We start from the raw sequence: 26526 nt of genomic DNA, 5'->3' as shown, positions 1-26526 counted from the left end.
CTATTTCACGATAAACGCCGTTGGGATCATGCGTTCCCCTAACAAATCGGCTGGTTTGTTTACTACTTTACCATTGAGGTATAGTGTAGAACTAGAACCACCATCTAAATTCGCTGCAATATAGCAACCTTTTTCATAGAGAATATCTTGTACGTCACGTAATGTAGCGCCAAGAGAATAACCTGGTTGACGACCATCAATTACGAGGAATAGTACTGTACCATCTTTCTTTTGACCGATAGCAGTACGTGGACCTACGCCCCAGCCGCCATCGCCTTCAGTAATCATCTTCTTACCATCTACGATAAGAGGTGGGCCAAAGGTAATACCTTCCATTGCTTTCATATCACCAAGTTGTGTTTTGTCATAGTTACCTGCAATAAGGTTACCAGATTTAGAGAAGCCTACAAAGTCTACCGCTTCCTCAGGTCCTACATCTTTACCGATGACATATTCACCATCATGCAAGATAAAGCCATATGGCAAACGGCCTGTACCAGTACCATTAGGATCGTGGAAACCACCGCCATTGATAGCAGCTACCGCATTATTCATCTTCGCAATATTACTTGTAGTATCGCCTTTTTCTTGAATATTAGCAGCTGTACCGACTTCAATACGACGAGGATCTGGAATTTCAAGAATATAGCCTACATAACGAGCAGACTGAATTTTTTCAAGGTTTAAACTCTTATCTTCACGAGCATTAAACTTGAACAAATCTTGGCTTTTAACAACACCAACCGTGCCCAAAATAGATTGCAATTCATCTTCACTGAATAGCCATGTAATGTAATGAGGATGGCGAGATTGCAATATGGCACCAATAACGGCGCGCTTTACATTATTAAATGGTCCAAAGAGCACCACGAATGGTGAGGTTACAACGGTAAATAGGAACACCATGATGATGAACTTTACCCAATTCTTTTTGAACAATGTATTTCTCCTTATAAATCAGTGAAATGTTCAGTGCTAATGCGTTCTTCAAAATGTTTGATATCAACAGCATTACCAACCCAGACACGCAAAATGTTATATGGATTATCACCTGTATGAACCCAGCCAGATTTCATGGCCATACTCATTTTAATGCCCGCTTTTTTAGTGGCAGCATCGGTGAATTCATTTTTATCTCCATAAGGATAGCAGAACCAAGGATTATCCTTGATACCTACTTCTTTCGCGAGGGCTTCTTGAGCCTTTGTAATATTTTCTATTTGTTTAGCTTCAGACAATTGGCCCATTTCGATATGTTGGAACCCGTGATTAGAAATGGTGATACCATTCTTATGCATTTCACGAATTTGATCCCAAGTTAACCGAGTGCCTACATCGCCAGGATTGATAAACACAGTGGCTGCAAAACCATACTCTTTCATGATTGGATATACGATAGAATACGTATCAGCATAGCCATCATCGAAGGTTAATACAACAGGTTTTTCAGGCACTGCTGCACCATTTACGACATAGTCATATAGTTGATCCATCGTTAGTGGATTATAGCCATTATCTTTGAGGAACTTCATTTGTTCTCTGAATAAATCCTCACGAATAACCGCATCATTATCTTTATCGTCGCCAATTTTATGATACATAAGAACAGGAATACCTGATGGATGTACCATTTTGACTTCTTTTACTGGTGGCGCTGAACTAGTGGGCTCTGTTTTTTGTGAAAGCAGTCCACATCCTGCTAAAACCATTGTCAATGCGACAACTAATAGTGTTACCAATGGAATCCGTTTCATAGGTCCTCCTCTATTAGAACACAATTATATACAGAATATTATAACATTTCTATGAAGATTAGTAAAAAACTAACGCTTTACTAGTACCTCATCAAGTGATTTTCTAGGTCTAGGATACATAGGCTCATCTGGAATACCTATGGTAATGATTGCCTGTACATCTAGTGTTATCTAATTCCATTTTATCCATTCCCACAAAAGAATAGCATTTAAACTATTACCATTGTTATATTGTAATACGCTCAATAATGCTTTAATATTTTAATTATATACTATATATCGTAAACTATACTATTTTAATACTCAGAGGATTTACCATGAAAAAACGTCTTACTCTCATACAAATGGATGTCCACGTAAACGACGTAGAATATAACTACAATCGAGTTCAAGAATTATTGTCTCAATCCCTATCTGAAAATCCAGATATTATCGTATTACCGGAAACCTGGAACACTGGTTTTTATCCATCTACAGATTTAATCAATATCGCTGATGCAAATGGTGACCGCACAAAAGCCTTATTAAGTGCATTCGCTAAAAAACATAATGTAAATATTGTGGGCGGTTCTGTAGCAGTTGCAAAAGACAATCTCGTATTTAATACATCCTATGTTTACAACCGAAGCGGTAAACTTGTAGGAGAATATTCAAAGATGCACGGCTTTAGCCCTGCCAAAGAAGACAAATACTTTGCTGGTGGTACTCATACAACTCATTTTGAATTAGATGGAATTCCTTGTAGTACCGTCATCTGTTACGACATCCGCTTCCCTGAGCTCATAAGAATGGCTGCATTGCCAGGCACGGAATTATTATTTGTGCCTGCTCAATGGCCTACGATGCGTTTACGTCACTGGCAGGTACTCAATGAAGTGCGAGCTATTGAAAACCAATTATACGTATGTGCCGTAAACGGCTGTGGCACAGTGGGCCGCGTTCAAAGTACAGGTCACTCTGCTGTATATGACCCATGGGGTACCAACCTACTCGAAATGGACACTAATGAAGGCATTGCTTCCGTAGACATCGACCTCGCTGTAGTCGAAGATATCCGTAACAAAATTAATATCTTTAGAGATCGCAAACCTGAACTCTATAACCTATAACAAAAAGGCACATTGTTTTGAACTACCTCCTTAAATCAGGAAGGTCATTCATTTAACAATGTGCCTTTTATTTTTATTTAGCTGTATGTAAAAAATAGATTACTCTAGTTTGTTCTGGATTAACGGCCATACCTGCAACAGTAAACATGTTATATGAATAATCAAATTTAAAGATATAGAATGTATAATCTGCGTTAAATGGTCGCTTTACTTCCTTAAACGAATAGTAGCCTAAATATTTTTTCTGTAAAGCCTTATTTTCATCATTAGACAACACTTTATCAGAACTTAATTGACTAGTATCTTGCTCTAAGTCCAACCCCATTTGATTGTTCATTTGGTTAGAGAGCTCACGATCAACCTTTCGCTTAATATTCTCATTGTTTAAGGCCACTTTATATTGATACATATTATTGAATGTATTCGTTACTTCAATCCATTCTTCTGGCAATATAGTAGACATGTATTTTCTATATTTCGTCTTAACATCCTCGTACGGTTTAATCGAAACACGTTCAGCCTCACCCTTAGTAATAATAACCTTAGCATGATTTTCAGCATCTTGAATATAAGGCTTTAGCTCTGATGGTTTACCTGTGAAAGAAACTTGGACATACCGACCATCTTCAATCGCCTTAGGTGGCTTTAAATGAATATCAACTTGCTTAGCAAAAGAAGGTATTTTCTTTGGAAAACCAGACAAATCATTCACTTTATCTACATCTATATGATTGTAATATTCCTTATCATTAACAGGATATTTAATGCTTTCCTTAAAATTAATAGCATCTACAATTTGTTTTTCAATTTCTTTTCGTGTATAAGGATTTTTAATTAAGTCTCGTTGTGGCGTACTTCTTATTTTTCTATTATGTTCCTCTATATGAGCGTGCATACGCGATTCTACATCTCGCTGCTGTAATATTTGTTCGTTATATGTTTTTTTAGCAAGAGACATAACAGAATAAGATAATTCTGTTTCACCCATTACTTTACTTTCCATATAAGGCATAACCTCTAGAGGTTGTGTTCTATCAACTTGAGTAGTCTTTGTGCCCAAAGGTGTTCCTACAGATGGAGTGGATAACTGCTGAGCATTTGTTATTCCTATATTAGTAACCAATGCGGTCACAACAAGTATAAATCCTTTTACCTTCATTCATATCTCCATTAAATAAACTATATAAAAGAGTTGCTCTACATGTTATATAGCTACTTAAGTAATTTAAAACTCAATAAGGCGCCACATATCCTCTGGAACTTGTTCTAGAGGTTTGTTCTTTGCCATAGCGTCTTTTAGAATATCAATCGTATCTTGTACCTCTTGTTTATCCTTTGTATTTGGATCGTGTAGAACGACACGGTTTAAAGAGTCTTGTCCAAATTGTTTTAAATATTCTTTTTCTACTTGATTAAGTTCACGACGTAAGTATTTCATAGTATATCCTCTATTTGTAAATATCTTTTCGATGGCCAACTTCTAACGCTAAAATAATACATCTATCATCATTAATATCAGCAATGACTCTATAATTACCAATGCGATAACGCCACAGCCCCGTCTTATTGCCTGTCAATGATTTTCCTGAATATCTAGGATTTTCTACATTATCTACATTCTTGATAAGCCAATTAAAGAGATAACGTTGCGTTGATTTATCGAGTTTAGAAAATTGCTTGTCAAACCGTTTAGAAAACTCCAGTTTATAAGCCATATTTTGCACGCATTTCCGCTACAGAATAAGTAACAGGATCTTGCTTATATTCTGCTAATGCTTTTTGACCTACCTTAAGATCAAATTCATCTTCAATCTTTTCTAGTAAAGCCTTCTTAAAGAGAGTAGAAAGTGTTTCATCCATAAACTCAGCATATGTTTTAAATAACTCTTCTTCTTGTTCATTTAAACGGACTGAAATATTTGCCATATAAAGCACCTCCCTATGTAATACATTGTATTACATAGGGAGATTTTAGTCTATTCCTTAAACTTACCAACAGTACTATTTTAATAAAATTTTATATTTCAGAAATTAGGCATACAAAAAAGGCACACCACCCTTCTCTCGTCTCTCAGCGGCATGCCTTTTTATGTATATAGTTACTCTCGAACTATATCGTATGTCAGTCTGGCTAACTCTCTCTAAGTCCCTTTAACGACACGCCAGTATGTCGCCTTTAATATACAATTATAAAATAACTTTGTCAATATTTTAGAAAAATTTTATCTTTTTCATTTTACTAATAAATACTTGCAAAAGATTTATATAAATTGTATTATTAATAAATTTCATGACATAAACGCTTATTTTCGTACCATAAATCATTTACATAAATCATCTAGAAGTGGTAGTATTATCAGTGCACTGGAATTTGGTTATTAAGAAAGAAAGGTAATAATAATGTTTTCATTTCTACAACCAAAAGAGGCAAAATCATCTGTACCACAAAATATGATTATGAATCTATACTATAAATACAGATTCCAATCTTTAATTGGTATTTTCATTGGTTACGCTGCATACTATATTGTTCGTAACAACTTTGCCTTATCAACTCATTTTTTATCAGATATCTTACACATGAGCAAAACCGAAATCGGTTTGTTATCTAGTGGTATGCTTATCGCCTACGGTCTAAGTAAAGGCTTCATGAGTAGTCTTGCTGACAAAGCAAGCCCTGCAAAATTCATGGCTTTCGGCCTTATTTGTTGTGCAATTATCAATATCTTCATGAGTTTTGCCGACAGCCTAGCCTTCTTCTTAGTATTAGTAGTTCTTAACGGTTTCTTCCAAGGCTTTGGTGTAGGCCCATCCTTCATCACACTTGCTAAATGGTATCCAAAGCAAGAACGTGGTCGCTTTGGGGCAATTTGGAATATCTCCCATAACCTTGGTGGTGGTATCGTAGCACCAATCGTAGCTGCAGCCTTATACTTCACCACAACTGATCACTGGCAATTAGGTAGCTATGGTATCCCTGCAATTATCGCAATTATTGTAGCCGTTATTATTTGCTTCTTGATCAAAGAAAGTCCTGAACGAGAAGGGTTACCACCAACTAGCGAAATCATTGCTGATACATCTCATAAAACACATAGAAGTTCTGAGGCACCACATCTAAGTACACGACAAATTTTTGTAAAATACGTATTAAAAAACAAAAATGCTTGGTATGTGTCTCTAGTTGATACATTCGTTTATATGATTCGTTTTGGTATGCTTACATGGTTGCCTATCTACTTATTACAAGTAAAAGGCTTCTCTAAAGCTGAAATGTCCATCGCTTTCTTATTCTTTGAGTGGGCGGCAATTCCTTCTACAATTTTTGCGGGTTACATTTCCGATAAATTCTTCAAAGGTTATCGCATGCCTCCAGCAATCATTGCAGTAAGTATTATCTTCTTCTGTATCTTTGGCTATTGGCAAAGTGAATCCCTCTTATGGGTTACATTCTTTGCTGCTGTCGTAGGTTGCTTAATCTACATTCCTCAATTCTTAGCATCTGTACAAACTATGGATATTGTACCTCCATTCGCTGTAGGCTCTGCTGTTGGTCTTCGTGGCTTTATGAGTTACATCGTAGGTGCCAACCTTGGTACAACACTATTTGGTGTTTTAGCAGATAAATTCGGTTGGAATGCAGGTTTCTATCTCCTAATGGTAGCATGTATTCTTTGTATTACATTCTGTGTACTTGCCCACTTTGGTGCAAAAGAATTGGATGCTAAAGAAGCAGAACTCGAACAACTTCAACCAGCTGAAGCTAACAACTAAATTCTAGAGCAAACAAAAAGGTAGTAACAAAAAATTGTTACTACCTTTTATTGTTTAGTAAATTCGCCAGAAACCAAATTATGGGGCCTATAAACCTCATTTTCTTAATGGTATCCATTTTATCTAGAATAGGCTTAGTTATCTCTGCATCACTTTCAATAGATACATATTCCTTATCAACATAAACGCCTTTTGAATACTCAGTCGTATGGCTCCCTTTTTCAACAATAAATGTATGAGTGCCATTAGCATCTTCATACTCTTCATAACGAGCTACATCCGCAAAATCTATATCTATATCCCCTCTTGTACCTATAACCATCTGATAGCCACGATGTACTACGTTCATATCAGATGGCATCGCTTTACTGCACAACTTTGTAAACTGATATGCGCCACGTTTTTTATTCCACCGGATCCAAAATTCAGCATTATTCTTATGCTTAACCAGCTTATACTTATGCCAAATTCTCCTACGAGTATCAATGTAACGAATTTTGCCTAGGATTGTATATAACTCATTTCGGATTCGCAGCGTCTCGCCATAGTTAAATTTCATAAAATTCTCTCATACTAAAATCAATATATTATTAATTACTATGATTGTACATATAATATGAAATTCTGCCTAGATGGATATAGCAAAAAAGGTAGCAACATATATGTTGCTACCTTTTATTGTTTTATAATCAACCTTGTTGGCAGAAATATATTATGTAGTTTTTATCAGGACTAACTGCAGCACCTAGAGAATATGGATGATTCCGACTTCCGCCAAAATCAAATACATACAATACATAATTGTCTGGTATTTCTATGGAATCTTCATTATATGACAATCTATGCAAATATTGTTTTTGAAGCTTTTGATTTTCCTTTTCAGTATAAATTGGATACACTTTATCTTTAGAACGCTTATTTTCATAATCCGGTTTAGGCTTTAATGCGTCTCGCGCATCTTCTATTCGTTTACGAGTTTCAAAATATCTCTTATACTTTGCACTATTGTCTTCATCTGCAATCTGTACCTTATTGAATTCTGCTAATACTTGATTTTCCAACTCATATATTTCATCTACAGATTTATCAATTGGATGGTCTTGTCGCTCTTGTATAAATTTACCCATCGGCACAGTTGTATTTTTTACAGTCAATATCGACCTTGGAATTAATGCATATAGAGAATCTGCATAAGCCATATTCGAATCGATATATCGTTTAACATACACATTGGATATATCAGCTTTTAAAACAACTAATTTAGAATTTGAAAGTGCTTCATCAATATATGGCTTTAATTGTTCCGGTGTGCCTCCAAATGCAAATTGTACATAAGCCCTACCTTGTAAAAAGCCTGGATTACTATGCATATGAATATTTTTTGCAAAACTTGGCATATTTTTGGGGAAGCCTGGAATCATAGGCATCCTTTTATAATCCTTTGGATTATTGATAGGATACTGAATCAATTCTATAGGTTTAAAAAAACTTTCCAAAGATTCTTTAATTTCAGCTTTAGATCTAGCCGTAAATAGATCATGTCCTTTTCCCTTATTTTTATCTAAATATTCTCGAATTTCCCTTTCATTTGCTGCATCCCGATCGGCACGAGTTCGATAATCTTTAGTATTAACGTGATTCGTTAGCTTAATTTCCCCTTTACCATTCTTTTTCATATATGGGCTCACAATGCGTAAGGGTTTTTCTCGACCACCAATAAAATAGCCTTCATTACGTGTTGATTCAGTATTATAGTGTTTAATTTCTTTTAGTGCTGTTTCATCCTTATCATTATAAAGTGGATCAAACGTTTTATATTCACTTCCAAAATCAGGTTTTTCTGATGTTTTTAATCGTTGAGAACCGTGCTCCTTCTCCATCCGCTCTAATATAATTTCATCGCCCATTGAAAGTGCCTTCGTATCTATCGATTTATCTTTTATAACAGCTTTAAAAGCACCAGGAATAACCTCAACAAAATCTACTTTTACTGGGCCTTTTGTTTGTACAAACTGTTTTAACTTTGTATTATTTTTTTGTTCAATACTTATATTTTGATTCTGACTATCTACTACTTCTGCTGCAAAACTAGACTGACTATATAATGCTAGTGAAAGCATCATCAGCACAAAATATTTCTTATTCATTTCTCTCTCCTATATACATCTACAACTTTTAATGTTATAGCAAAAAGGACCTACAGTAAACTGTAGGTCCTTTTTTCTTGGTGCGGTTGGAGGGACTTGAACCCTCACGAGCGTACGCTCACCACCCCCTCAAGATGGCGTGTCTGCCATTCCACCACAACCGCATGGAATACAAATGGTGCCTCAGGACAGAATCGAACTGTCGACACACGGATTTTCAGTCCGTTGCTCTACCAACTGAGCTACCGAGGCACGTTTTTTTGTAAAAAAAAATGGCGACCCCGATCAGATTTGAACTGACGATCTTCGCCGTGACAGGGCGACATGTTAACCGCTACACCACGGGGCCGCGTATCAACTCTCGTTGACTACTCGTATATATTAACATGAGGTAACCTACTAATGCAAGTACTTTTTTCTAATTTTTTGATGAATTTTTCCAAAATATATGAAATTAGGAACTATCTATTAAAAATCATATAGATTTGTCGTTTATATGTAAAATACTCAGCTATACGCAATATTTCATAGGCCTATAAAAGAAAATTGGTATCCACCTATTCTAAATAATAGATAGATACCAATTTATCTAAACTTATTAAGTATTTTAAAGCATCATAATTAATACGATATTAATTATAAATGATCCCATGGTGTATCTCGATAATTATATTCACTATATGATTCAACAACCATGTCGTGGCGTTTAACTTTATCTAGCATCTTTGAACGTGCTGTACTTACAGTATCTTCACTATGTTTACCGCCTAAGTAAGCATATCTAGACTTACCTAATGTATACATTACAGACACATATGGTTCACCTGAGCTAATATTATTTTTATTAAAACCAAGGTCTATAGAAATATGTGGTGTAATATTTAACGTAGCCCCTAATTTCAATCCACTTATCGACTTCCATTTATGTTGGTTAAGATAAAACATATCAACGGGATGTTCGCTTGGACTCTTTGTCTTCCAATGGTAACCCTCTACATATGTAGAAATCCATCGAGCATTTTTATAATCTCTAGTATAACGTACATTATATCCATCTAATACATTCTCATAGGCATATCTTATCTTAGTAAAACCATTTGGATATCCGTCCTCAGGATAATGAAATTCATCAGCTCTTGGTACAATTACAAGAGAGTTTTCAAAATAATAAGGCTTTGTTTTCTTCTCAGATAACCCGTGATAAACATTAGCACTAATTTTATTCAAACCAGCAACATACTCTAAGCCGATACCAACTCGAGATAATTTATCCCTAAAAGCATAATCATAAAATGTATTTATACCCACATAAGCGTGTTCATTCTTACTAAGCCGCCTATATCCTGCTCCTATACTTCCTACTACACCTAGTGAATCATGTTGAACAGTCTCTCCCTTATCAAGATAGGACGGTTGTTGTGCAAGCCTAGCTGCAGCTTTATACTTAGGATCATCACCAATATAGCTACTTTCTCCCCCGTTCCAATATGCATCTGATGAGATTTTTTCCCCACCATTACCCTCTATACGGCCTTGAATAAACAGAACTGATTTAGCATGTTCACCATAATACTTAATTGGTTGTATTGTTTCTATAAAATATTGAGAATTTTTCATCTCCTGTGTAGAGCTATGTTCACTACGAGTAATTGCACTACTTGTATTTCGATAAGGCGTTGGATTTATTTTGTATTCATGATATGTATCTTTTTGAGCACCTTGTACTGCCACCCCTATATCAGTACGATCCATCCAGCTTGATTGAACTTTTTCTCCATTATCTTTATCTGCTGCTAATGCGCATGTAGCAAAACTACATGTCAATGCTGTACATACTAAAGATTTGATAATCACCTTTTTACTAACCATAGTCTCCCCTTCTTTATATGAAATTTTCATGAAAGATACTTTTATTATATATTCTTTAGTTAGGTAAAGCAATAATATATCTTATCCACTTTATAGCATATATATTCTCTATAGTTTATTAGTACATATATTTGAAAGTTCTACTGTTTTAAGTATTACTAATTAATAGTTATAGTGAATCGTCTTTGACTATGATAAAATAAGTATATATTATATAAATAATAAGAATGTAATATAAAATACTTTGGAGCAATACAATGAAATCAAAATCACTTATAACTATCTTAATTATTGCTATTGTAGGTGCTTTAGCAGCAGCATGGTATTTCATGTGGTACATTCCCCACACACCAGCCTATACGCTAAAAATTATTCATCAAGCCGTGCAAGATAAAGATGCCGATGAGGCTTTACGCCACATAGATACAAAATCTATTGTAAAAAATATCTTAGAACGGGAAGGCAACAAATATATAGATACATCTAATCCATTTGGTAAAGCTACTATTGCAGCAGCTAAGACATTTGGGCCTTCTTTAATCGAAGATGTGATGCGAAAATATATTGAAGATCCTGACAGCTTTAAATCTCAGCCAACAACTACAGATACTAACAATACGGCTCAAAGTGATGACAACATGTCCATGGTCGACCGTCTTGTAGATGGCCGCCTCTTCAAAGAGCATGATGTAGAGGTTAAAAACATCAAATCTGAAGACGATGGAGATACAGCCACCGTAACAGTAACAATACAAAATAACAAAAAGAATATGACAAAAGATATACGAGTTTTGATGCGTCATTTAGGTGATGGCACCTGGGTTATTTATGATATTCCAGATATAGAAGACCTATATACAGTAACTCGTAAATAGCTAGTAAAAAGTAATAAACCATAAGCAATTATTAACTTATACAGAACCTAAAAAAGGACAGTAGATACTAACATAGTATTTACTGTCCTTTTATCGTTATCTATTATCTACTACCTATTACTTATTATCTATTACCGATCAAAGTCCACAATGGCTAATGTTACGGTCACCTGTGAGATGAGTCGTTCTGCATCATCCTTCATATCAAATCGCCACACATGTGAGGTTTTCCCTTTTACTAATAGTGTACCATGGGCTGTTAAAGCGCCTTCACATCGTGCGGGGCGCACGTGGTTAGCTGTAATAGATTGACCTACACCAAATTTATCAGCACCAATGAGTTCGTTACTCATCATTCCCGCTACAATTTCTGCAAAGGCTAGGGTCGCTCCTCCATTCAAGTAACCTTGCGGTTGCTTGTGAAAGTCGCCTAAGTTCATTTTTGCCACACATGTAGTATCACTTGTCATATGAGGCTTTTCAATTTGTAAAGCTTCAATCAAATTCATAGTGTTCGTTTCTCCATACAATACGCTTCTAATCTATCGTCAAAAACAGTTACACCTAGCCCATCACCATCAGGTACGTGCATTACACCATTTTTAAAAGTGAGGTCAGGATAGATGAGGTCTCGTTCAAAGTATCTATTAGAATCCGATAGGTCTCCTGCCATATAGGAATCACCTAGAGCCGCTAGTTGAGCGTGCAACATTTTAGAAATGCCCGACTCTACCATGCTACCCACCCAATACGGAATACGGCATTCTCTACAAAGATTAATAGCTGCTTTAGTAGGTACGAGACCACCCATGCGGCCTACTTTTATGTTGAGTACGTCAATCAAACCATATTCAATAGCATAGGATAAGTCGTCATAGCCCAATATGGATTCATCTAAACAGATAGGCGTTTCAATATGCCAATCATCGTTATTAAGGCGTTCCCACTTCCATTCCTTATAGGATTGAAGCGTAGTCATAGCAAAGGGCTCTTCTATACAAGCTAACTTCAAATCGTTAAATTGACAGACCTTATCAATATCATCATAAGAATAGCTTTGGTTTGCATCGGCCGCCAATACTAAATGGGGATAGTGTTTACGAATTAAACTTATTCGTTCATAGCCGTCTGTAGGGTTTATCTTTATTTTAATGCGCTTACAACCGTTTGCAACATGTCCTTCTACCCGTTCTAACAATTGATTCATCGGTACATCACCGATAACAACGCCACTTTCAATGGTATCTTGTAAGGGCTGCCCCATAATATAGGAAACAGAGTTCACACCAAGTCTTTCACAATGAAGATTGACAAGGGCATTTTCTACAGCAGCAATGGTCATAGGCATATGATCTCGATTTAGCCAGAATTGCAGCTGCCGTACATAGGTCATAAGCGGCTTAGGCCGCATCATGCGCAAATTAAAGATATAATCATCTACTAGTTTTTGCCAACACGTATCCACCGTCTCGGCTGTATAAAAGGGCTCTGTAAAAGCCACGCATTCCCCATAACCTACATACCCTTGTTGATCCTCGATGCGAATGATGATCGTTTCTCGTTCTTTTACTTCACCTTTGGCAGTTTTAAAGTTAAACTGTAGTGGCAATTTAAGGCGATATGTAGTTATACTTTTAAAGTTTAAAATATCATTCATAGGCGCCTCAATCTTCTAAACGTAGTTCATTGCGCACAATTTTACCTGTGCCATTACGAGGTAATGCAGGTAAAATTTTTACATATTTAGGAATCTTATACTTCGCCAAGGACTGAGTCATAAAGGATAAAATCTCATCAGACGTCATACTTTCACCATCGTGAAAAGCCACAAAGAGTGCTGGTACTTGGCCCCATTTAGGATCAGATACAGGTACAACCGCACATTCCTTGACTGATGGCAATGTGTAGACTAAATCCTCTAATTCCTTAGGATAAATATTTTCTCCACCAGAAATGATGAGATCCTTGCGGCGATTCAGAATATACACAAAACCGTCTTCATCAACATAGCCGATATCATCGGTATTAAGGTCACCATCAATAGGCTCCTTGCCGATATACCCAGTCATAACCATGGGACCTGTCAAATGGATTTCCCCTACTCCATCCGCATCAGGACTATCAATGCGAATCTGCATCCCTGGTAATGGTTTGCCTACAGAATCTCGTTTATGAGGGTAATCCAATACGGAGAATGTCACACTTTGACTAAAGGTTTCAGTCATGCCATAGGTCTTGTAAATTGGTAACAATTTCTTTTCACAAGCATCGATTAAGGCCATCGGAATGAACTCGCCACCCAGCAGAATCACTCGTAATGTATGATGTGTAATCTTCGGTTCTAATTGAGTTAAAATAGTAGGCACGAGAGACATCATATTAATTTTCTCGGTTTCAATGAGTTCTAAAACCTTCGCCTCATCGTATTTAGTCAATATAGTGATAGCCGTTCCATTATAAAGTGATCGCATCAAGATAGATAATCCACTGACATGAAATAGCGGTAATACCATAAGCCAATTATCTTGTTCGGTTTTACCTAACACCTCTTGAGACGCTTGTACATGAGCTCTAATTTGCCTCCATCGAAGGGGTACTGATTTAAACTGACCTGTTGTAGCGCTAGTGTTCATAATAGCTGCAATGTCTGTATCATTAAATGTCCAATCAAAGATATCTTCTAAAACTCGGTCAGCTAGAATAGTTTCTAGAGGTTCAAACTCAATAACACACATTGAATCAGGCAGTTGATTCCGTCGGTCTTGACTATGTAAAACGGTGGTAACACCTAATTGTTTCAATTGGTTTTCTATCTCATTAGGCTTAAGATGTACATTAAGTAATAGTACCTCTTTATGAGCTAGCATAGCAGCCAACACATAGATTGCCATAATCACAGAGTTGTCCGATAAAATGGCCACACGGGAGCTTTCAAGAGGTAGCAATTCACTAGCCACATGAAGCACACCGCCATATATATCTTTATAGGTATATTCATTTATACATATGCGATCAGGATAGTGCTGTGCACCATACCGTAACCATTCCATCGTCTCACCTCGTATCCAAAGATAATGCCTTATGATTAATGATTAATAATCACAGATATTACAAGAAAGGCGCCTCATATAGAGGCGCGCTTGTCATTTTTACAATACATTCCATCCCTAGTATTAGACTAGTACATCTATTCCAATTAAGGGAATTTAGGGAATTGTTTGAAGTTCGGTTTACGTTTTTCTTTGAACGCATCACGGCCTTCTTTTGCTTCATCGATTGTGTAGTACATCAATGTAGCGTCCCCTGCAAATTGTTGTAAGCCTGCAAGACCATCAGTATCGGCGTTGAAGGCACCTTTCAACATGCGCAATGCCATTGGGGACAATTCAAGAATTTCGTTACACCATTGAACTGTTTCTTCTTCCAATTTGTCGAATGGTACAACACAGTTAACCATGCCCATTTCATAGGCTTGAGCAGCTGTGTATTGACGGCACAAGAACCATACTTCGCGAGCGCGTTTATGACCGATCATGCGAGCCAAGTAACCTGCACCATAACCAGCGTCGAAGGAACCTACGCGAGGACCAGTTTGGCCAAATTTGGCATTTTCAGAAGCGATGGTAAGGTCACATACGATGTGCAATACATGACCGCCACCAATAGCAAAACCGTTAACCATAGCGATAACAGGTTTTGGGATAACGCGAATCAAACGTTGCAAATCAAGAACATTTAAGCGAGGCACATTATCTTCACCTACATAACCACCATGGCCGCGTACGCTTTGGTCACCACCAGAGCAGAATGCCTCTTTATCTTCACCTTGACCGTGGTTTGCACCAGTCAATACAATTACGCCTACTTCGTTATCTTCACGAGCTACTGTGAAAGCATCGATTAACTCCATAACAGTTTTAGGACGGAACGCGTTACGTACCTGTGGGCGATTAATAGTAATCTTTGCAATGCCATTATATGTTTCGTAAATTACATCTTCATAATTACGATCCAATACTTTCCAATCAAATTTGCTCATGGACTTAACCTTTCTTGTGTAAAAAATCTAATACCGCTTGTTCAAACATTTGCGGTTTTTCTATATGTACATTATGCCCCGCTCCTTCGACGATGACATGTTTAAAGTTTGGCAACTTGCCAAATACATCTCTTCCTATTGTAGTATATTTTGTATCTAGTGCGCCACTCACATATAGGCCTTCAACAGAGAATTTTTCTAATTTATCCCCCACATAAGGCATGACACCTTGACCTGAGCCACGCAAGGTACAGGCTAAGGCGTATGTACTATTATTGGAACGACGTAGATAGATTAATTCCTCTACACCCTCTGAAAGTTGCTTTTGACTTTCAAAAATAGGAGCCTCCGCCCAACGTGTAGCAAACCAAGCACCATCATGATTTTCAATGTGAACCGCTAAATCTTCATCGGCCTTACGGCGCTCTAATCGCTCAGCGTCAGAGGCGATACCTACAGAGCCACTTTCAAGGATGAGCCCTTTGATTTCACTTTCATATTCCAAAGCATAAGAAAGCGCTATGCGGGCCCCCATGGAGTAGCCCATGAGGTAATATCTATCACCAACCATATGATAAATAACGGTATGCAAATCCTCTATCATTTGAGGGATCGTATACGCCTTATCTTCATCAGGAATATCGGAATCACCATGACCAATCAAGTCGATACGGATAACGCGATAACCGGGAAGATTAATAGCATCCCAAGTATAGCTCGATTCAGAGAAGCCATGGAAACACACAATAGGTTCTCCATCGCCAACTATAGTCAAGCCGTAGCGGTATTCACCCAAATCAAAGTACATGCGCTGAGCTGGATTACGCAAAGCATTATCTACAATACTGCAAAAATACTGACTCATAGTAATGCCTCCATATCAACTGAAACCTTTGTATATTTCTTATGCAATTCTCTGCTATATTCCCGATTTGTAGGAATCTCAATGATATGAACGCCGGTTTCTTGGCTAACATTAGCCAATACAGAACTCAACTCATCGGGACTGGAGATTTTAGTATAGCCACAACCATAGAGTTTTGCAGCCCCACTGTAATCTAAGCCTTGTGATGTGGAGAACAAATAGTCAAAATGCTTTGTCCCCTTTTGAGGTAAGTATTCAAAAATACCGCCTCCATCATTATTATGCAAAATAATGGTTAAGTTTAAATTATGGGTTTTAGCTACAGCCAAGCCATTCAAATCGTGGAACAAGGATAAATCCCCTGTTACTAAATACGTAGGTTTACCATTGGCTGCAAGTCCTAGAGCCGTAGAAATAGTGCCATCAATACCATTGACACCTCGATTGCCGTAAAGAACCGCTCTAGATTCTCCACTGAACCAGAAGTAATCAAAATCGCGAATCGTCATACTATTGGCAACAAAAATTTGTCCATCTTCAGGAATGTGTTCTTGTAGCTCGCGTATAGTTCGGCCTTCAAAGCAATGAGGCTCATCAATAGCTGTACTTAGTTGTTTTTTACCCTCTTGTTCTAACCGTTGCCATATTTTTAAGTACGTATCAGAGCTATTATTTTTGCCATACAAATGTGTAAATACATCAATGCTAGCTTGCATATGCATCGTAGTTTTACCTGTTGGATTCATGGAGTCCATGGTAGGATTTACCTCGATATACTCCGCATCAGTCCAGCTAGCAATCATCTGTTGTACACGTTTCGATACAACAATTTGACCAAACTGAATTACACAATCTGGTTTCAACTCATGCCAAAGAGCTTGCCCTGCTAATAATGCATCATACGTAGAGATAACAACATTACTAGCATCGACACACTCCTTGCTACTTTGATTACCTTCCGAGTTATAACGTCGTCTTACATTAGACAACGGATCGGCCAAAATAGGGGCTTGTAAAGCCTCCCCAAAGGAACGAATCGTATTAGCTTCATCTATATCGATTTGTGGGCCTGCTAGGATAAGGATACGTTCAAATTTTTCTAATAAATTATTAGTCTTTTCTTTACTATTAGGACCATGAGCAATATCAGTAGCAGTATTAATATGAGTCAAATCATTTTCATGGCGACAGTCAAATACACTACCATAGTTTGGCTTAACCACTTTAAAGGAACTGCGACCAGCCTCAAAATGGTTACGACTCAATTCTGGTACCAATGGTTCAAAGAGAGGCACATTAATATGGACCGGCCCTTTTTTAGTATCCATCGCTTTCATATACGCTTTACGAGCCACTTGGCGTGGATATGTATAGTAATGAGCCTCTTGAGGTACTGCTAATTCTTCATAGTAGTTTACCGCAGTGCCAAAGATTTTGTGTTGATCTACAGTCTGAGGAGCCCCTACATGCAATAATGTATGAGGTCTATCGGCAGATAGTATGATAAGTGGAACCCTGCTATATTGAGCTTCCAAAACAGCTGGCAAATAATGGGCCACAGCAGAACCTGAGGTACATACGAGTACAGTTGGTTCTTTATGAGCCTTTGCAATACCAAGAGCCATAAAACTAGCAGAGCGCTCATCTATATTCATATAGGTTTCAAATCCTTCATGCTCCTTGAACAGCATGGCCATCGTCGTAGAACGAGAACCAGGGCTAAACACCGCATGACGGACGCCGAGTTGGTAGAACTCGTCTACCAAGGCAGCAATATATTCATTCATTATATTCCCTTTCAAACACCCCTAGAGGTACGGAAACAATTATAAGGCATCAAGAATGGTGCGCATTTTATTATTAGTTTCAGCGTATTCTTCATCCGCATCAGAATCAGCTACAACGCCACATCCTGCATAGGCATACAATACATTATCCATGATAAGAGCAGATCGTATAGCAACTACAACGATGCCGTCCCCCATATCCTTCATAAAGCCAAAAGGCGCTGCGTACATACCGCGCTCATGGGATTCATACTCTTGTAATAATGCTAGCGCCTTTTCTCGAGGTTCACCACCAAGGGCTGGTGTAGGGTGTAATAATTTGGCCCATTCCACAAGAGATTTTGTACTATCCTTTGCAGTAATTATGGTACGCAAATGATAGAGGTGAGATAACTCCATAATGCCCGTTTCCCCCACCGTAACATCTGAAGTGATTTGTTTCATCGTATTCACGATACGGTCACGAACAATATTATGTTCTATAAGATTTTTCTCACTGGTTAGTAATTGCTCCTCTGTCCACGCATTAGGACCATCCTTTGGGGCTGTTCCAGCTAGTGCATAGCTAAGTATTTCACTGCCACGATGGCGGACTAAAATTTCTGGCGATGCCCCTACAAAGGTACGCCCATCCTTTTCATAGCCAAAGATAAAGCAATTTGGATTATTATCGACTAAATTAGCTAAGATACTTGCCACATTGTATGGTGTTTCGCTAGTGAATTCCACCTCGCGAGAGGAGACGACCTTAGTCATCTCACCACTGCTAATACCATTGGCAATAGCATTCATCAATCGGTCCCAATCCGCCTTATCATCACTGGTTTCTTTGTAGTTGTGATGAACTCGAGGCACCTCATAATTCTCAATCGGTACACTTTCACCAGCATGTAGATAGAAGGACTCTCCATTTTCTACGATGTAATAATGGGTAAAAGCAATCATTTCATGGCCCATATTAGACCATTTAGGGTCTTTTACAGTATCAAAAAAAGTATCCCCATAAAATACATAAGCGTAATTATGGCGATCGTCATCATCTTTAACCGTCGCTAGACGTTTAGCGCCCACAACGATGCGGTCACTTTGGCGATCCACCCAAAACACGCGTTCTTCATTGGGGAAATTCATCCAAAATGATACCGGACTATTCAGTTTTAACGGTTCTTTGTTATATTTCATAGTTGTATGTCGCTATACGAAAAATAGACTATAGTAAAAACACCTAATATGTAGAAGATGTACTTCTACATATTAGGCGCCATCAATAGGTTTCAAAATTTTTGAGATGAGCCTAACGCCATCACACGTCGATGGGCCCTCTTTATATCTACATTATTATAACATAGGTAACCATTAAAAGGTAGAAAATAAAAACCTCTACACCACATGCACTATGCATAAATGTAGAGGTTTTTATATTTTTGAAATGCTATTGTACTATTTAAATACATGTTACATGATGTAAAAGACCTTTAGTTTATTTGAAAGCTTTCGCCCCAATATCTGTACGATATTGCATGCCCTCAAAATCAATGTGTTCTATACGTCCATAAGCTCTATCGAGCGCTGTTCTAAGGTCTTTACCAAGGCCCACAACGCCAAGCACGCGGCCGCCATTTGTAACATATTCTTCCCCAACAAGTTTTGTGCCAGAGTGGAATACGATGGTTGTATCATGTTGTTTAATATCACCATGAATCACATCACCCTTGGAGGATGTTTCAGGGTACCCTTTAGAAGCAAGAATGACACAAGCTGCCGAGGAGTCTTTCCATTTCACCATATCAGCTGTTAATGTGCCTGTGGCACAAGCCATCATAACTTGACCTAAGTCACTATCAAGTAATGGCAATACTACTTGTGTTTCAGGATCGCCAAAGCGGGCATTAAATTCTACAACCTTAGGGCCTTGAGGCGTAATCATAAGACCTGCATAGAGACAGCCCACATAAGGCATCCCCTCTTTCTCCATGGCAGCTACCATAGGTTCTAAAATTGTCTTCATCGCCTCATCTCGTAATGCATCAGTAAGCACTGGCGCTGGTGCATAGGTACCCATGCCACCTGTATTAGGACCTTTATCTCCATCAAAAATGCGTTTATGGTCTTGAGATGCAATCATAGGAACTACTGTTTTGCCATCTACAAAAGCAAGCAAGCTCGCTTCTTCACCTTCCATGAACTCTTCAATAACTACGGTACTACCAGCCTCTCCAAAGCGATTGCCGCTGAGCATATCTTCTACAGCTGCATTTGCTTCGTCAATAGTCATAGCCACTACAACACCCTTGCCAGCGGCTAAACCATCAGCTTTAACTACAATAGGAGCACCAGTTTGACTGATAAATTCTTTTGCTTCGTCTACCTTGTGAAACACACCATAGGCAGCCGTTGGGATATTGTATTTTTTCATTAAATCTTTGGCGAACACTTTGGATCCTTCTAGCTGAGCAGCTGCTTTAGAGGGACCAAACACAGGAATTCCAGCTGCATTGAGTGCATCTGCTAGTCCTGCTACAAGAGGAGCCTCTGGACCAACAACGACTAAGTCAATATGATTATCTTTCAAAAAACGTATTAAATGATTGCTTTGCTGCCAATCAATGCCGACTAGCTCTGCACAATCTGACATGGCCGCACTACCAGGAATGGCATATACCTTTGTTACGCTAGGGCTGATGGACAATCGCCATGCCAATGCATGTTCGCGGCCGCCGCTACCGATTACACATACTTTCATAAATCCTCCATCGACGCCTAAACGCCATCAATACATCATTTATGTAAGCACCTATATCCTCTATAATCATCATTATGCATCAATGATTACGAGCTAGTGCTCGACTGTAACCCTCAATTAGGCTAAACAAATTAATGTTTAAAGTGACGAATACTTGTAAATACCATAGAAATGCCCGCTTCGTCGGCAGCCTTGATGGATTCTTCGTCTCGAATAGAGCCACCCGGTTGAATAATAGCTGCAATACCATGTTTTGCCGATGTCTCTACAGTATCACCGAATGGGAAGAATGCATCAGAAGCTAATACAGCGCCTTTAGCAGCTTCACCAGCTTGTTCAAGGGCAATTTTCGCAGAACCAACGCGGTTCATTTGACCAGCCCCCACACCGAGGGTACGTTTTTCATTAGAAATCAAAATAGCGTTGGATTTTACATGTTTTACAAGCTTCCAAGCAAATTCAAGGGCTTTCCATTGTTCCTCTGTTGGTTGTACCTTCGTAACTACTTTATAGTGAGCGCGGTCTTCTTGGATATCATCCTCTGTTTGCACCAATAGACCACCAGAGACTTTTTTCACTGTCACTTGTCCAGACTCAGGTTTAGATAACTCAATGAGACGAATATTCTTCTTTGCTTCAAGGATGTGTAATGCTTCTTTTGTGAAAGCAGGTGCCATAATGACTTCTAAGAAAATTTTGCTCATTTCTCCGGCAGTAGCAGCATCAACTTCACGGTTTAAAGCCACGATACCACCAAAGGCAGATACGGAGTCTGCTTCGTAAGCATTTACGTAAGCATCATGCAATGTAGCTGCTGTAGCTGCACCACATGGGTTTGTATGCTTAATGATACATGCTGCAGGATCTGCAAACTCCCACACCATATTCCAAGCTGCTTCCATATCTACGATATTGTTATAAGAAAGCTCTTTACCATGGAGTTGTTTCAAAGCGCCCATGCCATGGGCTTTACCGATTTCTTTGTAGAATGCCGCTTTTTGATGCGGATTTTCCCCATAGCGAAGGTCTGTTACCTTTTCATAAGCACTTAAATATTCTGGAGGTGTAGGACCTTCGTTCAAGATACTACTCATGTAGTTAGCAATAGCTACGTCATAAGCTGCAGTATGAGCAAAGGCCTCTTTCGCTAGACCAAAGCGATATTCCTTAGTCAATTCCCCATGTTCTTTAAGCATTGTTAAGATTTCGTCATAATGATTTGGGTTTACTACAATGCCCACATACGCATGGTTCTTTGCAGCAGAGCGCACCATGGTAGGACCGCCGATATCGATATTTTCAATAGCTTCCTCTAAGGATACATTTGGTTTTGCAATGGTTTCACGGAATGGATAGAGATTGACAACCACAAGGTCAATTGGTTCAATACCGTGATCAGCCATAGCTTTTTGATGTTCCGTATTATCGCGGATTGCCAAAATACCACCATGAACCTTTGGATGTAATGTCTTTACACGGCCGTCCATCATTTCAGGAAAACCAGTCAAAGATTCTACAGCTTTTGCTGTAATGCCCGCATCGGTAATAGCCTTAAGGGTACCACCTGTGGAATAAATGGTTACACCTAATTCAACTAATCCCTTTGCAAAGTCTACAATACCTGTTTTATCAGAAACACTAAGTAATGCATTTTTAATCATGTAACGTCTTCCTTTGCTTACACATCAATCTTCAATATATACAACACGACCTTTTATAGTGAGCTTATCCTCACAAAATAGTCGCAACGCCTCTTTATACGTTTTATGCTCGATAGGTAATAATCTATCACTCAAAGTATCCTCTGTATCATCAGGTAATACAGGCACCGTATTCTGCATAATGATAGGCCCCGTATCCATTCCCGTATCGACAAAGTGCACCGTACACCCTGTAATTTTTACGCCTCCGTCAATGGCTTGTTGATGACCATGAAGGCCTGGAAATGATGGTAACAGAGCAGGATGAATATTTAATATACGATGTTCATATCGCTCTATCAAAGGAGCACCTACAATGCGCATATAGCCGGCCAAGACGATTCCATCAACCTTATAAGGCTCTAAAGCATCTAGTTGAGCCTGTTCAAAACTGGCTTTAGAATCATAGTCGCTACGGTCGATAACAATAAGGGGAATATTCCAAAATTTAGAGCGTTCTACAATCCCTGCATCGCCGTGATCTGTAATAATGACAACAAATTCACCATTAATATAGCCTTCTTGCATAGCCTTATACAGTGCTTCCCCATTAGAACCACGACCACTAGCAAAGAGGGCTAATCGCTTTTTAGAATTACGCATCGAACTCAGCCCCTTTAAGGACAACAGGACCATCACCGCTTACGATACGGCCAATTTCATAAACCGCTTCACCACGATTGCCAAGATTTTCTTTAACCGTTTCTACATCATTTTGGTCAACGATGAGAATCATACCAATACCCATGTTGAAAGTGCGGTACATTTCAGGCCATGCTACATTGCCCCATTCTTGTAGTTTCGTAAATACAGGAAGTCGTGGCCATGTTGTAACATCTACCTCTGCAGTCACACCCTTTGGCAATACGCGAGGAATGTTTTCATAGAAACCACCGCCTGTAATATGAACCATACCCTTTACAAGTTCTTGTTCAATTAGTGGTAATACCGCTTTTGGATATAAACGTGTAGGTGTCAATAATTCTTCGCCTAAGGTTTTACCAAATTCTGGAATTTCTGTATCAATAGACAATTGTTTATGGTCGAATACGATTTTACGAACCAAGGAAAAACCGTTGGAATGAACACCAGAAGATGGCAAACCTAAAATGACATCACCCGCTTTAATACTTTCACCAGTAATCAATTTAGGACGATCAACGATACCAACAGCAAAGCCAGCCACATCGTAATCATCATTATCATAGAAGCCTGCCATTTCAGCAGTTTCGCCACCCAGTAAAGCACAGCCAGACTCTTCACAAGCCTCTGCCACACCGCGCACGATACCTGCTACTTTCACAGGATCAAGTTTACCTACTGCAATGTAATCGAGGAAGAATAGAGGTGTAGCACCTTGTACGAGAATATCGTTAACACTCATGGCTACGCAATCTTGGCCAATAGTATCATGTTTATCCATCATGATAGCGAGGCGCAATTTGGTGCCTACCCTATCTGTACCAGATACGAGCATAGGGTCAGACATGGAGTGACCAGCTAAGGAATAGAGGCCCCCAAAACCACCTAAATCACCAACAACACCAGGTGTATAGGTGCGTTTCACGGATTCTTTCATCAATTCTACAGCGCGATTACCAGCATCGATATCAACGCCTGCATCGCGATAGGTTAAACTAGTTTTATTCGAGCACATATTTGACCCCTTCCTCTTGTTCCGCAGGAACCTCTACACTGTAATCACCATTAAAGCAAGCAAAACATAAGTCATTAGGCGCTATATCAGAAACAGCGCGACATAAGCCTTCTCGAGATAAATAATGTAATTTATCGACATTAATATAGTCTTTAATTTCATCTACTGTATGTGTAGCAGCAATGAGCTCTTTACGCACGGATGTATCAATGCCATAGTGACAAGAATATTCAATGGATGGAGAGCTAACGCACATGTATACCTCTTTGGCACCCGCTTCTTTTAGCATCTTAACGATGATGCCACTCGTAGTACCGCGTACGATGGAGTCATCAATGAGTACAATCCGTTTACCACTTACCACATGAGGTAGTGGGTTCAATTTCATACGCACAGCTAATTCCCGTTCCTCTTGATTTGGCTTGATAAAGGTACGACCGCTATAGCGATTTTTCACTAACCCTTCTGCAAAAGGAATGCCCGATGCACGAGCATAACCTAGTGCTGCTGTAGTGCCAGAGTCAGGAATCGACATGACAATGTCTGCATCGTATTTCGTTTCGTTATATAGCTCACGGCCCATATTGAGACGTGATTGGTAAACTGATTGACCATCAATATGACTATCGCCGCGTGCAAAATAGATATATTCAAAAACGCAGAGCTTCTTATCTATTTTTTCTGGTTCTGCATAGATAACGCTACGCACGCCTGAATCATCGATAATTACCATTTCGCCTGGATCGATGTGACGAATAAACTCGGCTTTAATAGCATCTAATGCACAACTTTCACTAGAGAAAACATAACCATTTTCAGTTTTCCCTAAGCACAGAGGTCTAAAGCCTTGTGGATCGCGCACACCTACCAAGGAGTCATTTGTGGTAATCACAAGAGAAAAGGCCCCCTCAATTTGACGCGCCGCATCAGCAATGCGTTCCGCTTGCGTTTCAGCCTTAGATCGAGCAATGAGGTTTACGATAACCTCAGAGTCCATCGTTGTTTGGAAGATGGAACCATCCGCTTCAAGACGTTTGCGAATGGCTAAGGCATTCGTTAAATTCCCATTATGAGCTACCGCAATTTGACCACCTTGATAATGAATCACTAAAGGTTGAATATTGCGTGGATTATTGGAACCTGTTGTAGAGTACCGCACATGACCAGTCCCCATATGGCTTGGTAAGGATGGTAATTCTTTAATGGCCTCAGTTAACAAGCCCATCCCTTTTTTTAGTTCTACATCATGACCATCTGTAACGGCAATGCCCGCGCTTTCTTGGCCACGGTGTTGGAGTGCAAAGAGCCCCCAATATACATAGCGTGCTACATCAACGGTTCTATCATAGACACCAAATACACCACACTCTTCATGCCATTTATCAAAAACAGGATCGTAGTTCATTGTGCCCCCTTAGGCGCGTTCGCCAGTAAGACGGAATAACATTTCCTTGTACGCTTCTTCAATATTGCCAAGATCTCGACGGAAGCGGTCTTTGTCGAGCTTTTCACCTGTTGTAGCATCCCAGAAACGGCATGTATCAGGAGAGATTTCATCACCTAATAATACTTCACCATTGTGTGTACCAAATTCTAATTTAAAGTCTACAAGGGTTACATTTTTTGTAGCCAAGAATTTTTTCAAAATATCATTTACTTTTAAAGTGATTGTAGAAATTACATCAAGTTGTTCTTGCGTAGCCCAACCAAGTGCTGTGATTTGGGATTCGTTGGCAAATGGATCGCCTAATTCATCATTTTTGTAGCAGAATTCAAGGATTGGATGTTTAAGAGGAGTACCTTCTTCAATACCAAAGCGTTTAGCCATGGAGCCAGCAGCAATGTTACGAACAATAACTTCTAAAGGAATGATATCCAAAGTAAGTACTGTTTGATTGCGATCATCTTCGCGACGAACAAAATGAGTTGGTACGCCTTCCTTTTTCAACAATTCAAAGAAGAAAGAAGAAATCTTATTATTCAATACACCTTTGCCAAGGATAGTATCATGTTTTTCGCCATTGAATGCAGTAGCATCATCTTTATAATGAACGATATACTCATCTTTGTTATCTGTTTGATATACTTGTTTTGCTTTACCTTCGTACAATAATGTTAATTTTTCCAAGTCGATGTTAGCCATGATGTGTCTCCTTTATCATAAATGAATGATACAAACTATATATGGATATGTAATAAAAGAATTA

At 38.6% G+C, this 26526-nt stretch carries 25 protein-coding genes and 3 tRNA genes; 3 read left to right on the top strand and 25 right to left on the bottom strand.

Annotated features, from left to right (window positions below; all coding sequences use genetic code 11):
* A complete protein-coding gene (locus tag EL171_RS01850; protein ID WP_039969603.1) occupies nt 1-939 on the bottom strand; it encodes a phosphodiester glycosidase family protein in 939 nt (312 codons plus the stop codon).
* 11 nt (nt 940-950) lie between these two features.
* Entirely contained in the window at nt 951-1754 is an 804-nt protein-coding gene (locus tag EL171_RS01845; RefSeq protein ID WP_005387916.1) for a polysaccharide deacetylase family protein, read from the bottom strand.
* 317 nt (nt 1755-2071) lie between these two features.
* Between EL171_RS01845 and EL171_RS01835 the strand changes: the two genes are divergently transcribed.
* Nucleotides 2072-2863, top strand: coding sequence for a carbon-nitrogen family hydrolase (locus EL171_RS01835; RefSeq protein WP_005387914.1), 792 nt, complete (start codon nt 2072-2074; stop codon nt 2861-2863).
* Nucleotides 2864-2936: 73 nt separating this feature from the next.
* Here EL171_RS01835 and EL171_RS01830 read toward each other — a convergent pair whose 3' ends face one another.
* The 4 genes from EL171_RS01830 to relB form a co-directional block, all read right to left on the bottom strand.
* Entirely contained in the window at nt 2937-4022 is a 1086-nt protein-coding gene (locus EL171_RS01830) for a hypothetical protein (RefSeq protein ID WP_005387912.1), read from the bottom strand.
* Between the two features lie 66 nt (nt 4023-4088).
* On the bottom strand, nt 4089-4301 hold the full coding sequence (locus EL171_RS01825; protein WP_005387910.1) for a hypothetical protein: 213 nt from the start codon (nt 4299-4301) through the stop codon (nt 4089-4091).
* Nucleotides 4302-4311: 10 nt separating this feature from the next.
* Nucleotides 4312-4578 carry a type II toxin-antitoxin system RelE family toxin gene (locus EL171_RS01820; RefSeq protein ID WP_005387908.1) on the bottom strand — a complete coding sequence of 89 codons (267 nt, stop codon included), beginning with the start codon at nt 4576-4578 and terminating at the stop codon, nt 4312-4314.
* Nucleotides 4568-4789 (bottom strand): type II toxin-antitoxin system RelB family antitoxin, encoded by a 222-nt coding sequence (relB, locus tag EL171_RS01815; RefSeq protein ID WP_005387906.1) that lies wholly within the window; start codon nt 4787-4789, stop codon nt 4568-4570. Before relB ends, EL171_RS01820 begins: the two co-directional genes overlap by 11 nt.
* A 474-nt stretch (nt 4790-5263) precedes the next feature.
* Here relB and pgtP point away from each other — a divergent pair, with 474 nt between their 5' ends.
* Complete coding sequence (gene pgtP / locus EL171_RS01810) at nt 5264-6637, top strand: phosphoglycerate transporter PgtP (RefSeq protein ID WP_005387903.1); 1374 nt, start codon at nt 5264-5266, stop codon at nt 6635-6637.
* A 40-nt stretch (nt 6638-6677) separates the two neighbouring features.
* Here pgtP and EL171_RS01805 read toward each other — a convergent pair whose 3' ends face one another.
* The 6 genes from EL171_RS01805 to EL171_RS01780 all read right to left on the bottom strand — a co-directional run bounded on the left by EL171_RS01805 (nt 6678) and on the right by EL171_RS01780 (nt 10653).
* The gene (locus EL171_RS01805) at nt 6678-7196 is read right to left on the bottom strand and encodes a hypothetical protein (RefSeq protein ID WP_005387901.1); all 519 of its coding nucleotides are present in this window, start codon (nt 7194-7196) and stop codon (nt 6678-6680) included.
* Nucleotides 7197-7326: 130 nt separating this feature from the next.
* Nucleotides 7327-8784, bottom strand: coding sequence for a hypothetical protein (locus EL171_RS01800; RefSeq protein ID WP_005387899.1), 1458 nt, complete (start codon nt 8782-8784; stop codon nt 7327-7329).
* Nucleotides 8785-8862: 78 nt separating this feature from the next.
* Nucleotides 8863-8948: transfer RNA gene (locus EL171_RS01795), tRNA-Leu, on the bottom strand.
* A gap of 12 nt (nt 8949-8960) precedes the next feature.
* Nucleotides 8961-9036, bottom strand: a tRNA-Phe gene (locus tag EL171_RS01790).
* Nucleotides 9037-9057: 21 nt separating this feature from the next.
* Nucleotides 9058-9133 (bottom strand) — tRNA-Asp (locus EL171_RS01785).
* Nucleotides 9134-9420: 287 nt separating this feature from the next.
* Nucleotides 9421-10653, bottom strand: coding sequence for an inverse autotransporter beta domain-containing protein (locus EL171_RS01780; RefSeq protein ID WP_039969600.1), 1233 nt, complete (start codon nt 10651-10653; stop codon nt 9421-9423).
* Between the two features lie 257 nt (nt 10654-10910).
* On the opposite strand from EL171_RS01780, the gene EL171_RS01775 reads away from it, so the two are divergent.
* Nucleotides 10911-11528, top strand: coding sequence for a hypothetical protein (locus tag EL171_RS01775; RefSeq protein WP_005387896.1), 618 nt, complete (start codon nt 10911-10913; stop codon nt 11526-11528).
* A gap of 131 nt (nt 11529-11659) precedes the next feature.
* Here EL171_RS01775 and EL171_RS01770 read toward each other — a convergent pair whose 3' ends face one another.
* From EL171_RS01770 to purC, 13 genes are all read right to left on the bottom strand, one after another.
* On the bottom strand, nt 11660-12037 hold the full coding sequence (locus EL171_RS01770) for a PaaI family thioesterase (protein ID WP_005387889.1): 378 nt from the start codon (nt 12035-12037) through the stop codon (nt 11660-11662).
* Nucleotides 12034-13185 (bottom strand): o-succinylbenzoate synthase, encoded by a 1152-nt coding sequence (gene menC / locus EL171_RS01765; RefSeq protein WP_005387887.1) that lies wholly within the window; start codon nt 13183-13185, stop codon nt 12034-12036. The genes EL171_RS01770 and menC overlap by 4 nt, the downstream gene beginning before the upstream one ends.
* A 7-nt stretch (nt 13186-13192) precedes the next feature.
* Nucleotides 13193-14578 (bottom strand): o-succinylbenzoate--CoA ligase, encoded by a 1386-nt coding sequence (gene menE / locus EL171_RS01760; RefSeq protein WP_005387886.1) that lies wholly within the window; start codon nt 14576-14578, stop codon nt 13193-13195.
* A 146-nt stretch (nt 14579-14724) separates the two neighbouring features.
* Nucleotides 14725-15567 carry a 1,4-dihydroxy-2-naphthoyl-CoA synthase gene (gene menB, locus EL171_RS01755; protein ID WP_005387880.1) on the bottom strand — a complete coding sequence of 281 codons (843 nt, stop codon included), beginning with the start codon at nt 15565-15567 and terminating at the stop codon, nt 14725-14727.
* Between the two features lie 4 nt (nt 15568-15571).
* Nucleotides 15572-16432: a 2-succinyl-6-hydroxy-2,4-cyclohexadiene-1-carboxylate synthase gene (gene menH / locus EL171_RS01750; protein WP_005387878.1), complete on the bottom strand. Its 861-nt coding sequence runs from the start codon at nt 16430-16432 to the stop codon at nt 15572-15574.
* Nucleotides 16429-18219, bottom strand: a complete 1791-nt coding sequence (menD, locus tag EL171_RS01745; RefSeq protein ID WP_005387877.1) for a 2-succinyl-5-enolpyruvyl-6-hydroxy-3-cyclohexene-1-carboxylic-acid synthase — start codon at nt 18217-18219, stop codon at nt 16429-16431. The genes menH and menD overlap by 4 nt, the downstream gene beginning before the upstream one ends.
* Before the next feature lie 39 nt (nt 18220-18258).
* Nucleotides 18259-19401, bottom strand: a complete 1143-nt coding sequence (locus tag EL171_RS01740) for an isochorismate synthase (protein WP_005387875.1) — start codon at nt 19399-19401, stop codon at nt 18259-18261.
* 298 nt (nt 19402-19699) lie between these two features.
* Entirely contained in the window at nt 19700-20962 is a 1263-nt protein-coding gene (purD, locus tag EL171_RS01735; protein ID WP_005387873.1) for a phosphoribosylamine--glycine ligase, read from the bottom strand.
* Nucleotides 20963-21093: 131 nt separating this feature from the next.
* Entirely contained in the window at nt 21094-22623 is a 1530-nt protein-coding gene (gene purH, locus EL171_RS01730) for a bifunctional phosphoribosylaminoimidazolecarboxamide formyltransferase/IMP cyclohydrolase (protein ID WP_005387870.1), read from the bottom strand.
* Between the two features lie 24 nt (nt 22624-22647).
* On the bottom strand, nt 22648-23265 hold the full coding sequence (gene purN / locus EL171_RS01725; protein ID WP_005387869.1) for a phosphoribosylglycinamide formyltransferase: 618 nt from the start codon (nt 23263-23265) through the stop codon (nt 22648-22650).
* On the bottom strand, nt 23258-24319 hold the full coding sequence (purM, locus tag EL171_RS01720) for a phosphoribosylformylglycinamidine cyclo-ligase (RefSeq protein WP_005387867.1): 1062 nt from the start codon (nt 24317-24319) through the stop codon (nt 23258-23260). Before purM ends, purN begins: the two co-directional genes overlap by 8 nt.
* Nucleotides 24306-25724, bottom strand: coding sequence for an amidophosphoribosyltransferase (gene purF / locus EL171_RS01715; RefSeq protein ID WP_005387865.1), 1419 nt, complete (start codon nt 25722-25724; stop codon nt 24306-24308). Before purF ends, purM begins: the two co-directional genes overlap by 14 nt.
* A gap of 9 nt (nt 25725-25733) precedes the next feature.
* Complete coding sequence (purC, locus tag EL171_RS01710) at nt 25734-26462, bottom strand: phosphoribosylaminoimidazolesuccinocarboxamide synthase (RefSeq protein WP_005387863.1); 729 nt, start codon at nt 26460-26462, stop codon at nt 25734-25736.
* Nucleotides 26463-26526: the final 64 nt, after the last annotated feature.

It is taken from the genome of Veillonella dispar (genome assembly GCF_900637515.1).
Taxonomy (GTDB): domain Bacteria; phylum Bacillota; class Negativicutes; order Veillonellales; family Veillonellaceae; genus Veillonella; species Veillonella dispar.
Note: the sequence above shows the minus strand (reverse complement) of the source record. Positions and strands in the feature narration are given on the sequence as shown.

Excerpts from the sequence above, each read along its gene's own strand:
- EL171_RS01780 (WP_039969600.1), bottom strand. The coding sequence starts at position 10,653 with ATGGTTAGTAAAAAGGTGATTATCAAATCTTTAGTATGTACAGCATTG.
- menH (WP_005387878.1), bottom strand. The coding sequence starts at position 16,432 with ATGAGTCAGTATTTTTGCAGTATTGTAGATAATGCTTTGCGTAATCCA.
- EL171_RS01845 (WP_005387916.1), bottom strand. The coding sequence starts at position 1,754 with ATGAAACGGATTCCATTGGTAACACTATTAGTTGTCGCATTGACAATG.
- menE (WP_005387886.1), bottom strand. The coding sequence starts at position 14,578 with ATGGAATGGTTACGGTATGGTGCACAGCACTATCCTGATCGCATATGT.
- EL171_RS01805 (WP_005387901.1), bottom strand. The coding sequence starts at position 7,196 with ATGAAATTTAACTATGGCGAGACGCTGCGAATCCGAAATGAGTTATAT.
- purN (WP_005387869.1), bottom strand. The coding sequence starts at position 23,265 with ATGCGTAATTCTAAAAAGCGATTAGCCCTCTTTGCTAGTGGTCGTGGT.
- EL171_RS01825 (WP_005387910.1), bottom strand. The coding sequence starts at position 4,301 with ATGAAATACTTACGTCGTGAACTTAATCAAGTAGAAAAAGAATATTTA.
- EL171_RS01835 (WP_005387914.1), top strand. The coding sequence starts at position 2,072 with ATGAAAAAACGTCTTACTCTCATACAAATGGATGTCCACGTAAACGAC.
- purH (WP_005387870.1), bottom strand. The coding sequence starts at position 22,623 with ATGATTAAAAATGCATTACTTAGTGTTTCTGATAAAACAGGTATTGTA.
- menD (WP_005387877.1), bottom strand. The coding sequence starts at position 18,219 with ATGAATGAATATATTGCTGCCTTGGTAGACGAGTTCTACCAACTCGGC.
- EL171_RS01770 (WP_005387889.1), bottom strand. The coding sequence starts at position 12,037 with ATGAATTTGATTGAAGCTTTACAAATTGAAAAGCCTCATATGACAAGT.
- pgtP (WP_005387903.1), top strand. The coding sequence starts at position 5,264 with ATGTTTTCATTTCTACAACCAAAAGAGGCAAAATCATCTGTACCACAA.
- menC (WP_005387887.1), bottom strand. The coding sequence starts at position 13,185 with ATGAATGATATTTTAAACTTTAAAAGTATAACTACATATCGCCTTAAA.
- purM (WP_005387867.1), bottom strand. The coding sequence starts at position 24,319 with ATGTGCTCGAATAAAACTAGTTTAACCTATCGCGATGCAGGCGTTGAT.
- EL171_RS01775 (WP_005387896.1), top strand. The coding sequence starts at position 10,911 with ATGAAATCAAAATCACTTATAACTATCTTAATTATTGCTATTGTAGGT.
- purF (WP_005387865.1), bottom strand. The coding sequence starts at position 25,724 with ATGAACTACGATCCTGTTTTTGATAAATGGCATGAAGAGTGTGGTGTA.
- EL171_RS01820 (WP_005387908.1), bottom strand. The coding sequence starts at position 4,578 with ATGGCTTATAAACTGGAGTTTTCTAAACGGTTTGACAAGCAATTTTCT.
- EL171_RS01830 (WP_005387912.1), bottom strand. The coding sequence starts at position 4,022 with ATGAAGGTAAAAGGATTTATACTTGTTGTGACCGCATTGGTTACTAAT.
- relB (WP_005387906.1), bottom strand. The coding sequence starts at position 4,789 with ATGGCAAATATTTCAGTCCGTTTAAATGAACAAGAAGAAGAGTTATTT.
- EL171_RS01800 (WP_005387899.1), bottom strand. The coding sequence starts at position 8,784 with ATGAATAAGAAATATTTTGTGCTGATGATGCTTTCACTAGCATTATAT.
- purD (WP_005387873.1), bottom strand. The coding sequence starts at position 20,962 with ATGAAAGTATGTGTAATCGGTAGCGGCGGCCGCGAACATGCATTGGCA.
- menB (WP_005387880.1), bottom strand. The coding sequence starts at position 15,567 with ATGAGCAAATTTGATTGGAAAGTATTGGATCGTAATTATGAAGATGTA.
- purC (WP_005387863.1), bottom strand. The coding sequence starts at position 26,462 with ATGGCTAACATCGACTTGGAAAAATTAACATTATTGTACGAAGGTAAA.
- EL171_RS01740 (WP_005387875.1), bottom strand. The coding sequence starts at position 19,401 with ATGAAATATAACAAAGAACCGTTAAAACTGAATAGTCCGGTATCATTT.